Annotated in this window: 12 protein-coding genes and 1 tRNA gene; 11 read left to right on the plus strand and 2 right to left on the minus strand. The window is 31.7% G+C overall.

The window, feature by feature from the left end; translation table 11 throughout:
* Position 1: 1 nt before the first annotated feature.
* Positions 2-1030 carry a ferrochelatase gene (gene hemH / locus ASC41_RS09545; RefSeq protein ID WP_055436420.1) on the minus strand — a complete coding sequence of 343 codons (1029 nt, stop codon included), beginning with the start codon at positions 1028-1030 and terminating at the stop codon, positions 2-4.
* Positions 1031-1213: 183 nt separating this feature from the next.
* Here hemH and ASC41_RS09550 point away from each other — a divergent pair, with 183 nt between their 5' ends.
* On the plus strand, positions 1214-4285 hold the full coding sequence (locus tag ASC41_RS09550) for a TraB/GumN family protein (protein WP_241489646.1): 3072 nt from the start codon (positions 1214-1216) through the stop codon (positions 4283-4285).
* The gene (locus ASC41_RS17130) at positions 4255-4686 is read left to right on the plus strand and encodes a hypothetical protein (RefSeq protein WP_241489647.1); all 432 of its coding nucleotides are present in this window, start codon (positions 4255-4257) and stop codon (positions 4684-4686) included. Before ASC41_RS09550 ends, ASC41_RS17130 begins: the two co-directional genes overlap by 31 nt.
* A gap of 74 nt (positions 4687-4760) precedes the next feature.
* Here the strand turns inward: ASC41_RS17130 and ASC41_RS09555 are convergent, their stop codons facing one another.
* Complete coding sequence (locus tag ASC41_RS09555; RefSeq protein WP_055436421.1) at positions 4761-5663, minus strand: AraC family transcriptional regulator; 903 nt, start codon at positions 5661-5663, stop codon at positions 4761-4763.
* Positions 5664-5841: 178 nt separating this feature from the next.
* Here ASC41_RS09555 and hemA point away from each other — a divergent pair, with 178 nt between their 5' ends.
* The 9 genes from hemA (at position 5842) to ASC41_RS09595 (ending at position 13043) form a co-directional block, all read left to right on the plus strand.
* Complete coding sequence (gene hemA / locus ASC41_RS09560) at positions 5842-7101, plus strand: glutamyl-tRNA reductase (RefSeq protein ID WP_055436422.1); 1260 nt, start codon at positions 5842-5844, stop codon at positions 7099-7101.
* Entirely contained in the window at positions 7094-8677 is a 1584-nt protein-coding gene (gene hemC, locus ASC41_RS09565) for a hydroxymethylbilane synthase (protein ID WP_055436423.1), read from the plus strand. The genes hemA and hemC overlap by 8 nt, the downstream gene beginning before the upstream one ends.
* 12 nt (positions 8678-8689) lie before the next feature.
* Positions 8690-8776, plus strand: a tRNA-Ser gene (locus ASC41_RS16825).
* A 121-nt stretch (positions 8777-8897) separates the two neighbouring features.
* The gene (gene hemE / locus ASC41_RS09570; protein WP_055436424.1) at positions 8898-9926 is read left to right on the plus strand and encodes a uroporphyrinogen decarboxylase; all 1029 of its coding nucleotides are present in this window, start codon (positions 8898-8900) and stop codon (positions 9924-9926) included.
* A 68-nt stretch (positions 9927-9994) separates the two neighbouring features.
* Positions 9995-10768 (plus strand): EI24 domain-containing protein, encoded by a 774-nt coding sequence (locus ASC41_RS09575; protein ID WP_055436425.1) that lies wholly within the window; start codon positions 9995-9997, stop codon positions 10766-10768.
* Between the two features lie 22 nt (positions 10769-10790).
* On the plus strand, positions 10791-11324 hold the full coding sequence (locus ASC41_RS09580; protein ID WP_055436426.1) for a GNAT family N-acetyltransferase: 534 nt from the start codon (positions 10791-10793) through the stop codon (positions 11322-11324).
* 6 nt (positions 11325-11330) lie between these two features.
* A complete protein-coding gene (locus tag ASC41_RS09585) occupies positions 11331-11678 on the plus strand; it encodes a 5-carboxymethyl-2-hydroxymuconate Delta-isomerase (RefSeq protein ID WP_055436427.1) in 348 nt (115 codons plus the stop codon).
* A 2-nt stretch (positions 11679-11680) separates the two neighbouring features.
* Positions 11681-12583 (plus strand): oxygen-dependent coproporphyrinogen oxidase, encoded by a 903-nt coding sequence (gene hemF, locus ASC41_RS09590; RefSeq protein ID WP_055436428.1) that lies wholly within the window; start codon positions 11681-11683, stop codon positions 12581-12583.
* A gap of 70 nt (positions 12584-12653) precedes the next feature.
* The gene (locus ASC41_RS09595) at positions 12654-13043 is read left to right on the plus strand and encodes a YchJ family protein (RefSeq protein WP_055436429.1); all 390 of its coding nucleotides are present in this window, start codon (positions 12654-12656) and stop codon (positions 13041-13043) included.
* Positions 13044-13047 lie beyond the last annotated feature (4 nt).

Here is a 13047-nt window from a genome sequence, read left to right on the forward strand (position 1 = left end):
ATTAAGCTTCGACTGGCGTTTTAGACCATTCGTTAATCCATTTTGCTAGTAATGAAACCCACTCTTTATTAGTATTTAAACATGAGATTGTTGAAAATTCTTTTCCACCCACTTCGTGAAAAATTTCTTCACCTTCCATTGCTATTTCTTCTAAGGTCTCCAAACAATCGCTAACAAAAGCTGGAGTTGCTATTGCCATTGTTTTTATTCCTTTTTTACCTAAGCGTTCAATCGTTCTATCAGTATATGGCTGCAACCATGGATCGAAACCTAATCGAGATTGAAATGATGTAGAATATGCGTCTTCGTTTAAATTTAACTTCTCAGCTACCAAACGTGTAACTTCTAAACATTGATGTCTATAACAAAATTCGTGCGCTTTACTTGGCGTTGCACAACAAGAACCGTCTATTTTACAATGTGATTTTGTAATGTCGCTTTTACGAATGTGACGCTCTGGAACACCGTGATATGAAAATAATAAATGCTCATATTCCTTACCTTTTAAGTCATCTATTATACTATTAGCCAAAACAGTAATATATTCTGGATTGTTATAAAAAGCAGGAAGTGAGTCTATTTTTAAATTCGGAAAAAATTCTTGTCTTACTTCTTCGGCTAGAACCAAAATAGTTTCTGTTGTTGCCATAGCAAATTGAGGATACAATGGTATTAAAAACACCTCATCACAACCTTTATCTACTAATTCTTGTAGCCCTTTTTTAATGGTCATACTACCATAACGCATTGCTAAAGCTACCGGAAAATCGACCTGTTCTTGTACTTTTTCTTGTAATTGTTCAGAAAGTACAATTAACGGAGAACCATCTTCCCACCATATTTTTTTATAAGCTGCGGCAGATGCTTTTGGTCGTGTATTTAAAATAATTCCTTTTACAAGTAAAGTCCTTGCCCAAAGAGGAACGTCTATTACACGCTCGTCCATTAAAAATTCTCCTAAATATTTTTTTACATCTTTAGGCTCTGGGCTTTCTGGTGACCCTAAATTTACAAGTAATGCTCCTTTCATTCTTTCTTTTTTTTATTTCCGCGTAGACGGAAATCTGCTTTTTCTTTTTTACAAAAATACAATACTATAAGATACCAAACGAAAGATTAAAAAGCTCCTTATGTTATAAACACGTTAAAATTCTATATTTTACTTATATTTTAAGTTAAATAAATATATTTATAGTTCATTTTATTCTCGTCTATGCACAAGCGTCTTTTTATTTATGCTACTTTTTTTTGTTTTTTAGGCTTTTCTCAAGAGCACGAGCAAAGCTTACTTTGGGAAATTTCTGGTAATGGCTTACAAAAACCGTCTTACATCTACGGCACAATGCACGTTAGTAAAAAAGTCGCTTTTAGATTAGATGACGTATTTTTTGATGCACTTTCTAATAGTGAAGCTATTGCACTTGAAAGTGATCCTTCGACTTGGTTAGACCATAGTTATGAAAATGCAATTTTATCTCCTCAAAACTCAAATGGTAATTACAGAAGTGGATTTTACTCTTCAACATTTAGCCTAAAACATCCAAACGAATTATTAATTAGAAGTGCCATACGCCAAGATAACCGTATGTTAAACGGTTATTTATATAGAAAAAGTTCCCGTTCAGATAATTTTGAAGAAGAGACCTACCTAGATATGTTTATTTATCAAGCGGGAAAAAAGAAAAACAAAACTATTATTAGTCTTGAGAATTTAGACGAAGCCGAATACTTAACAAGCAAGGCAAGCACAAATGCTTATAAGAAAAAATTAGATCCTTGGTTAACCGAAATTTATGAAAAGGAAAGCCCACATTTACTACAAGAAAACACTTATCGCGAACGTAATTTAGCCCTTTTAGATTCCATTGGAGAAGCTTCTAATACGCCCTATTTTAGAGAGAACATGCTATACATTAGAAACGATAATATGGTAAAAGTTCTAGATAGTGTTATCCAAAAACAATCTGTATTTGCTGGTGTTGGCGCAGCGCACTTACCTGGCGATCGCGGCATGCTTAAAACACTTAGAAACAAAGGCTATACCGTAAAAGCATTACTAAGTGAACAGACACAAAACGGACAAACTAAAAAACAGTCTATAGAAAATTTTATTGCATCTCCTATTTTAAAAGAAGCTGCTACTACCGATGGTTTTATAACCCTGAAAAGCTTTAGCGATTTAAAAGAATTTTTCTACAATGGTCAAAAATTTTCAATCTCACCAGATATGACTAATGGTGCTTTTTTAACTGTAAGTCGTTTTAATTTATTCGATTATTTACCCAATGAAGAAGAAATTACCTTAGACCGTTTGGAGAACTTTTTGTTCGAAGATATTCCAGGAGATATTATTTCTAAAGAAAAAATAACGACTCCTTTTCCAGGATTAAGTGTTTTAAACAAGACTAAAAAAGGTGATTATCAAAAATACCATATCTACAAAACACCATTAGAACTTGTTATTATAAAATTTGGAGGCCCTAAAAACTATGTTTTAGATTACGAAAAAGAAATCTTTAATTCTATTAGTTTTAAAACACCATCTAAAAACATGGAAACTTTTAAATCTCCATATCGTAAATACGAAGTGCTTTTACCAGAATTTAACACGCAAGACAATCTTAAAAATGCTGGTAATAAACTAATTCAAGCTAATATTGGCGATGATTATTATTTTTTAAAAGAATCTGTAAATCAAGACACCTACTATATTGAAGAAGACGAGTTTGAAGCAAAATACATAACTAATAGTTTTTTTAAAGACTTAAAAATTGAAGATAGTATTTCTGGTAAATTTAACAACGGAACGTACAAAAGCTATGAAGCTGTTGCAAAATTCGATTCGGTTTCAAATAGAAAAATCTACCTAAAAACTATTGTAAAAGATGGCAGTTATTATTTATTAGGCTATTCTGGTTTCAAAAAAAGTAAAGCTTCTGCCTATTTTAATTCTTTTAAATTCAACAAAACCAAGTATGATGGTTTTGAAACTACAATAGACACCGCTCTTCATTTTTCTGTAACAACAAATACAAAACCTGTAATATTAAACTACAATCGTAATAACAGACAAAAACCAAAAGATTACGAAGCAGTAACAAAACAAACAAACTACTATTCTAAAGCTAACGAGCAAATTTCTGTTATTAGAACGAAATTTCACGATTTTCAAATGTATACCAACATTGATAGTTTGTGGCAGGAATTAGACGACTCTAGACTACCAAAATACAAAAGTGACGGTACTAAAATTTTTAGAATTAATAATAAGAAAAGAACATACAAGAATAATACCTATACTTATAGTTACACATTAACAGATTCTCTTAGCGCTAAAGCAATAAGAGTTAAGCATATTGTTAAAAAAGGAGTATTATTTACTATCAAATCTTTAAACGATTCTATAAATGAACCTTCCCTTTTTATTAAAAATTTCTACGAAACATTTAAACCCATAGATACCATTATGGGAGAAACTGTTTTTAAAGATAAAACTCAACGTTTTTTTGAAGCTCTTAAAAAAGACGACAGCATTGTAATGAACACCTACAATCTATTAAAATTTAATAAATCGCATACCAATACCATTATGGATTTGGTTAAAAATTTTGAATTCCCAGAAAATAAAGAAAACATAAAAACTAACTTAATTAACGAACTTATAGAACTAGAAGACAACAAGGTAATTCCTTTTTTAAAGAATTTGTATGTAGACTCTTATTCTAATCCTAGAATTCAAACCACTATTTTAAAGGCTCTTTTAAACAAAAAAGACAAAAAAACGCATGAAGACGTCTTGACTTTAATGCAAAAAGATTTACCGCTAGAACAGTATGATGTTCAGTCACTTTTCTATACTTACAAAGACTCTTTAGAGCTTAAAAAAGACCTGTTTCCTGAGCTTTTAGAATACACAAACGTTCAAGAATACAAAAAACCTGTATATAATTTATTAGCAAGGTTAAAAGACAGTAGTATTATAAAATCTAAAGATTACAAAAAACACAAAAAGACTATTATTAATGATGGTAAAATTGAAATTAAACGAGGCTTAAGCAAAAATTCTGGATACCATTCTAGAAACAGCTCCCTATACAGTTATGTGAAGTTAATTTTCCCATTTAGAAAAGAATCTATAGCCGAAAGTTTTTTCGAGAAATTAATAGATAGCGAAAATGCCGAAGCACTTACCACTTATTATGCCTTGTTAGAAAAAGCAAATGAAAACATCCCTGAAAAACTAAAAACAAAACCTTGGACGACTATAAGAACCAAGCGTTATTAGTTAATAAACTCTATGCTTTAAATCTAAAAAAACCTTATTTAACTCAAGAAATCTCTCAACTTAAATATGCAAAGTCATACTTGTTTAGCACCGCAAATATTGAAATTGGCAGAGATTCTATTTCTTTTTTAGCAGAAAAAACGTTTAAAACAGATGATGATAAAAAAGGAGTAATGTATTTTTTTAAGCTGGATACTAAAAACGAATATGGTGATTCTAAAAAGCTTTACTATGCAGCATTTTTAAATCACGAAAAACAAAAGGAATTAGTTACCAACGTTTACTTCCAATCTGGATATAGCGGCAATTACATGGAAGAAAACAAAAAAGAAGATGAAGTTATTGAGGAAATTTTAGACTTAGTAAAATACAAAACACGAAAACGCATTAGTGGAAGGTAATGATTTGGAAGCCTTCAAAACACAACCTAAAGAACAATCACTGTTTTCTAATCTTCTTTTTAGCAAAAAAAAACTTAACCTACAGACTGCACATATTTTTTAGGTGTTGTTCCATACTTTTTCTTAAAAGCAGCAATAAAATGGCTAGAAGTACTGTAACCTACTTTTAACCCAACCTCATTAACATTATGAGCTCCCGATTCTAATAATTTTCTAGCAAATTCCATTTTATAATCTAATAAAAAACTAAAAACAGAATCCCCATATATTTGCTTAAAACCTTCTTTAAGCTTTTTAAGCGTCAATCCTATTTCATCGGCTAACTCTTGTAAACCTGGTGGCTCAGCCATTCTCGAAATTACAATATCCTTAGCTTTTCTAATTTTCAGCACATTAGATTCATCTACCAAAAAAGGGCATTGATCAATATCTGCATCTTCACTTCTATTAAAGTACAAACTCATAACCTCGTAAGCCTTTGCCTTAAAATAAATATTTTTAACACTATGGTTTAAATTATAATTAATGAGTTGATTTAATGCAATTGCCATAGATGGTGAAATTTTACCATCCTTATAATATTTTTTATCACGATTATCTTCACTTAAAAAAGTAATATAATCTGCTTCTTGAGAAAACAAACCATGAAATTGTTTAATAGATATTAATACAGAAACTAACCAAGAATTTGGCTTAACTTCTAAATGAATTGGCAAATCGCGTTCCGGATTGTATAATAGTAGCGAGGTCTCTTCAGCTACATTTAAAGTATAACTACCTTTATTAAACAAAAATTGACTCTCTCCTTTTATGCAAAAATGAAACTGTATAAAACTACTATCTATTTCACGTTCAATAACCTTAACCTCTTGTGTATCATTTTGATGTGTTAAAATAAAAACACCATCGTCTGCACGAGTTTCTAAAAAAAAACCTTTAGCGATACTTTTCTCTATTTTATTTTCAGGATTTAGCATAACTCTATTTAGATTTGTTCTAAACTACAAAGCAACGAACGCTTGTAGCTTTAGCAAATATAGTACTTTTGCCATTTTAAAGTAAAAAACAACGCGAAAAAACCACAAGCGACACTATTAGTTCTTTTAGCGTTGTTTTATCGCATTATCAGATATTATTTTTGCTATCGTTAAGATTATGAAACAATATCACATTTCAAAAGGAACAACGTTTTACGCGATTGGCTTAAGCTACAAAAAAGCTGATGCTGAAATTCGTGGTCACTTTAGTTTAAGTGAAGACGCTAAATTAAATTTATTAAACCAAGCCAAGACCAATGGTATCGAGAGCTTGATAGTAACCTCTACTTGTAATAGAACCGAAATTTTTGGTTTTGCAGAACATCCTTTTCAACTTATCCAACTGCTTTGTGAAAACACAAAAGGAACTGTTGAAGAGTTTCAAGAAGTGGCTTATGTATACAAGAATAAAGATGCTATTTCGCATATGTTTCGCGTTGGTTCTGGTTTAGATAGCCAGATTCTTGGTGATTTCGAAATAATAAGTCAGTTAAAAACTGCAGCAAGAATTTCTAAAAAACACAATTTACTTAATCATTTTATAGAAAGATTAGTAAACGCTGTTATTCAAGCAAGTAAACGTATAAAAACAGAAACTGATATTTCTTCTGGAGCAACCTCTGTCTCTTTTGCCTCTGTACAATACATAATGAAACATGTTGAAAACGTTACAAATAAAAACATTTTACTTTTCGGAACAGGAAAAATAGGAAGAAATACTTGCGAAAACTTGGTTAAACATACCAAAAACGAGCAAATAACTTTAATAAATAGAACTAAAGACAAAGCAGAAGCTATTGCAGGTAAATTTAATTTAATTGTAAAAGATTACGCTAATCTTCAAGAAGAGATTAATACTTCTGATATTTTAATTGTTGCAACCGGAGCTCAAAATCCTACAATCGACAAACATATAATACAATCTAAAAAAGATTTATTGATTTTAGATTTATCAATTCCGAAGAATGTAAACAAAAACGTCCAAGAATTAAGCAACGTTAAACTTATACATTTAGATGATTTATCGCAAATTACAGATGAAACATTAGAGAATAGAAAACAACATATTCCTTTAGCCGAAACTATTATTCAAGAAGTAAATACTGAATTTAATAGTTGGTTAGAAACTAGAAAATTTGCACCTACAATTAAGGCTTTAAAAATAAAACTACAAGATTTTAAAAAGGCCGAATTAGATACACAACGCAAAAAAATTGCTAATTTTAATGAGGAACAAGCCGAATTAATAAGCAATAAACTTATTCAGAAAATAACTAATCACTTCGCTCACCATTTAAAAGACGAAGCAATTTCTACAAACGATAGCCTGGAACTTATTCAAAAAGTGTTTCAGTTAGAACCAATAAAAAATGTCTAGAATAATAAGAATTGGAACTCGCGATAGTGAGTTAGCGCTTTATCAAGCCAGAGCTGTAAGACAACAATTAGAAAAATTAGGTCACAAATCAGTACTTGTTCCTTTAAAATCTACAGGCGATATTGTTTTAGATAAGCCTTTATACGAGCTTGGTATTACTGGAATATTTACAAGAACTTTAGACATTGCAATGTTAAATGGAGACATTGATATTGCTGTACACTCTTTAAAAGATGTACCTACCGTTTTACCCAAAGGTATTGTACAAGCTGCCGTTATGAAACGTGGTAATGTACGTGATACTATAGTTTTTAAAGGTACCGAAGAATTTTTAGGTGGACGTGAAGCAGTAATTGCGACTAGTAGTTTACGTAGAAAAGCACAATGGCTTAATCGTTACCCAACGCATACTGTCGAAGATATTCGTGGTAATGTAGCGACACGTTTAGAAAAACTAGACAATACAGAACATTGGGATGCTGCAATTTTTGCTGCAGCTGGACTTGGACGTTTAGATGTACGACCAGAAACTGCCGATAATTTAGAATGGATGGTTCCTGCTCCTGGGCAAGGTGCAATTATGACAACAGCTCTAGAAGACGACGAAGAATTATTAGCAATTTTAGCTGAAATTAATGATGAAGAGACTGAAATCTGTACACAAATAGAACGTGAGTTTTTAAACAGATTAGAAGGTGGATGTACTGCTCCTATTGGTGCTTTATGTTATATAAAAGACGAAGAAATTTTCTTTGAAGGTATATTATTAAGTCCTAACGGAACTAAAAAAATTACCGTAGAACGCGTAAAAACACTTGGAGAACATAGAGATATTGCTCAGTGGTGTGCAGACTATGTAATAGGTAAAGGTGGCAAGAGTTTAATGGATGCTATGAAAGAAACTAGCAAACCAACTAACATCTATTCTACTAAATCTTTTACAGAAGATCAACGCTTATTGTTTCATGAAAAGGTGACTCCTAAAAGTAGTGATTTCGTAAAAATAAACTTGAATAGAATTGCACCAAGATTCTTGAAAAACGAAATTGAAAACGTAGTTATCACAAGTAAAAATGCTGTTGAAGCTCTACTTACTAACTTTTCGGCTATAGAATTACAATTTAAAAACATTTACTGTGTTGGCCGTAGAACAAAACGCATGGTAGAAAAAAGAATTGGAGAAGTTAGACATAGCGAAAATAATGCTAAAAAATTAGCAGAATATTTAGTTGAGTTTATGGAAGGTAATGAAGTTATTTATTTCTGTAGCGATCTAAGATTAGACGATTTGCCAACTATTCTTAAAGAAAACAATATAGACGTTAAAGAAGTTGAAGCTTATCAAACAAAATTAGACAGCGTTAAGGTTGATGATTCTGTAGAAGGTATTATGTTTTACAGTCCGTCGACAGTTAAAAGTTATAAACAAGAAAACAATGTTGGAGATAAAACAATTGCATTTTGCATTGGAGAATCTACAGCAAAAGAAGCTAGCAAGCATTTTAAAGATATAAGAATTGCAAAAGTTCCAACCGTAGAAAGCGTAATTGAGCTGGTTAACGAACATTATATATAATAACAATTAAAAAGAGAGTTGACAGAGTGGCCGATCGTGCTACCTTGGAAAGGTAGTGTGCCTGCAAAGGCACCAAGGGTTCGAATCCCTTACTCTCTGCAAGAAACAACATAAATCGCAACTATTAATCTGGTTATGATTTAATAACAAAAGACACAGCTAAAACTTGTAAAATAGACTAATCTCTAAAAGTTAATAGCTGAAAAGTTAAAAATTAGCAATGATAAAAAACGATTTATTTTTAAGAGCATTAAAAGGAGAAACTGTAGATCGTCCACCAGTTTGGATGATGCGTCAAGCAGGAAGGTATTTACCAGAGTTTATGGAAATAAAGGCTAAATACGATTTCTTTACACGTTGTCAAACTCCAGAATTAGCAAGTGAAATTACAGTACAACCTATTCGTAGATACGGAATGGATGCTGCAATTTTATTCTGTGATATTTTAGTGATTCCTCAGGCAATGAATATCGAGGTGCAAATGAAGCCAAACTTTGGTCCATATTTACCTAATCCTGTTCGTACTCAAAAAGATGTCGATAATGTTATTGTGCCAGACGTAAAAGAAAGCTTAAGCTACGTTTACGAAGCCATTAAAATGACTAAAGAAAAACTAAACGATGATATTCCATTAATTGGTTTTGCTGGTTCTCCATGGACTATTTTATGTTATTGCGTGCAAGGTCAAGGTTCTAAAAACTTCGACAAAGCAAAAGAATTTTGTTTTACAAATCCTGTTGCTGCACACCAATTATTACAAAAAATTACAGATACAACAATTGCTTACTTAAAAGAAAAAGTAAAAGCAGGTGTTAATGCTGTTCAAGTATTCGATTCTTGGGGAGGAATGCTTTCTCCTGTAGATTATCAAGAGTTTTCTTGGAAATATATTCAACAAATAATTGATGCTTTAAAAGACATTACACCGGTAATTGCTTTTGGAAAAGGATGTTGGTTTGCTTTAGATGAAATGTCTAAATCTGGAGCTGCAGCTTTAGGTGTTGACTGGACATGTTCTGCAAGAAACGCACGTTACTTAACAGGCGGTAACATTACTTTGCAAGGTAATTTTGATCCTACACGTTTATTTTCTCCTCCTGCAGAAATCAAAAAAATGGTGCACCAAATGATTAATGAGTTTGGTAAAGATAAATATATTGTAAATTTAGGTCATGGTATTTTACCTAACATTCCGTTAGAAAATGCTAAAGCATTTATAGATGCTGTAAAAGAGTATAAAGCTAATTAGTTAATACAACTTGTAACTTAATCTTGGTTTTTGCGTCTTTTAAGCATGTTTAATTAAACACCTATTTAATGATTAAAAACATTTTAAAAGGTATAAAAGCCTATACAGGAACATTTGCATTAATTTCGAAATTAAAACTCTGGAAATACTTTTTAGTGCCAATCATTATTAGCATTATAACGGCTACAATTGTTGGCTTTACTGCTTATGCTTTATCAGATAACATTGGTAGATTTATAGCTAAAATATGGCCTTGGGAAACAGGAATAGAAACCTTTACTTCTATTTCAAGTTATTTAGGTGGAGCAATTATTATTCTTTTAGGTTTTATACTTTATAAGCATATTGTAATGGCTTTGTCGGCTCCTTTTATGAGCCCAGTGTCAGAAAAAATTGAATTATATCTTACTGGAGCTACAAAACACAATCATAGAGCGACCTCTTTTAAAGAGCAACTTTGGAGAGGTATTAGAATTAACGTTAGAAATCTTCTTAAAGAAATACTTTTTACCATTCCCTTAATTATACTAAGTTTTATTCCTCTTATTGGTATTATAGGTACTATTCTTATATTCTTAGTTCAAGCTTTTTATGCTGGGTTTGGTAATATGGACTACACTTTAGAGCATCATTTTAAATATGAAGAAAGTGTTAATTTCGTTAGAAAAAATAGAGGTTTAGCAATAGGAAACGGTATTGTTTTTATGCTATTTTTATTAATTCCTTTTATCGGAATTATTATAGTATTACCACTTTCCGTAACAGCAGCAACCACTAAAACAGTAGAAGCTATTAAAGCCGAAAACAAATTACTAACAGCACAAAAAATACCTGCAGTTTAAATACTTAGCGTAAAATTAAATAATGATTCTACAGTTTGACGACTTCGAAATTAGCCCAATTAAAGAAACAGATGCCTGGAAGCTTTGTGACTTTATGGTAACAAATTCCGATCGTTTTAAACGCTATTTCCCTGGCACTTTAAACGAAAACTCGAACCCAACATTATCGCAGTTATTTGTTGAGACTAAAGTGAAGCAATTCAATAAAAAAGAAGAGTTTCTATTCACTTTAAAACAAGCTCAAAATAACAAACTTGCAGCAATTATTTACATAAAAGCATTAGACTGGTCTAAAAAACAAGGTGAACTTGCATACTGTATAGATTACAATTTTAAAGGTCAAGGCCTTGTATCTAAAGCTATAAAAGCATTGTCTAATTATAGTTTTAGCACATTAAATTTAGAGACACTTCAAATAATTGCACACAAAGACAATTTACCAAGTGTAAACGTGGCTTTAAATAATGGTTTTGTTTGGCAAAAAACGTTGCTAAAAGAATTTACTCCAATAGGTGAAGAACCTCTTGACATGGAGTTATATGAATTATACAAATAAACAATTATGCCACATTTTGTAATAGATTGCTCTGAAGATATATTAAATAATGTTGAAGCAAAATCTGTTTTAACCAAAGTACACAACACAGCAAATAACAGTTTATTATTTGATGAAGCAGATATTAAAGTGCGCTTAAATCCTTTTAAAGAAAACTATTTAGTTGGCGGAAAAAAGGAACCTTTTATTCATGTTTTTGCAAACATTATGGAAGGCAGAACAACCGAACAAAAAGCGAAGCTTTCTAAGAGTATAGTAACCGAATTAAAATTAATGTTTCCTGAGATTCCTTTTATTGCAATTAATATAAGAGATTTTGAAAAGGTAACATATTGTAACAAATCAATGGTATAAAAATGAAAGACAAATTTTTCAAATACATACATCAATTACAAGACACTATTACAGCAGGTCTAGAAAAAGTTGACGGAAAAGCGACTTTTCGAGAAGACATCTGGAAACGACCAGAAGGTGGTGGCGGACGAACAAGAGTTATAGAAAACGGAAACGTTTTTGAAAAAGGAGGCGTTAATATTTCTGGTGTACATGGAAAACTACCAGACTCTATGCAAAAGTATTTTGGTGTCGAAGATGCAGATTTTTTTGCCTGCGGATTAAGCCTTGTTTTACATCCTAAAAACCCAATGGTTCCAACGGTACATGCAAATTGGCGTTATTTCGAAATGTATGATAAAGAAGGAAATATTGTAGACCAATGGTTTGGCGGCGGTCAAGACTTAACACCTTATTATTTGTTTGATGAAGATGCTACACATTTTCACCAAACCTGCAAAACTGCTTGCGACAAACACAATCCAGAATTTTACCCTAAATACAAAGCGCGTTGCGACGAGTATTTTTACAATGCACACCGTAACGAAGGACGTGGTATTGGCGGTTTATTTTTCGATTATTGTAAAGCTTCAGAAGACATGAGCATGCCAAATTGGTACGACTTTGTTACCGAAGTTGGAGATAGTTTTCTTGAAGCCTATGTTCCTATTGCCGAAAAAAGAAAAGATTTAGAATACACAAAAACACAACGCGATTGGCAAGAAATTCGTCGTGGTCGTTATGTAGAGTTTAATTTAGTGCATGATAAAGGCACGCTTTTCGGACTAAAAACAAACGGAAGAATAGAAAGTATTTTAATGAGTTTACCACCTCATGTACAATGGGTTTACGATCACAATCCCGAAGCTGGAAGCGAAGAAGAACGATTGATTGATGTATTACAGAATCCTGTAGATTGGGTTTAAATAAGAAATTAAGATCTGTCTGGTTTCAAAAAAACTGATAAGTATGAAAAATAGTAATTATAATTGAACAATGAATTGCTACTGCGGAAACAATAAAACCTACAAAGCATGCTGCGAAGTATTTCATTTAAATAATGGAAAAACAGAAACAGCACAACAATTAATGCGTTCAAGATATAGCGCTTTTGTTCTAGCTAATGGCGATTATTTAATGCATACACATCATAGCTCTACAAGACCAACGTCCGAAAAAAAAGCCATTGTAAAGTGGGCAAAATCTGTAGAATGGATAAAACTTAAAGTCCTTGAAACTACTAATGGTTTAGAGAAAGACGAAGAAGGTACGGTAACATTTGATGCTTCATTTTATGAAAATGGAAGTGTTGCTATTATTCATGAAAAGTCTGCTTTTGTGAGAGAGGATGAGAATTGGAAATATTTAGGGCTTTTTGAAGATTAAATAA

This window comes from Lacinutrix algicola (assembly GCF_001418085.1).
GTDB lineage: Bacteria > Bacteroidota > Bacteroidia > Flavobacteriales > Flavobacteriaceae > Lacinutrix > Lacinutrix algicola.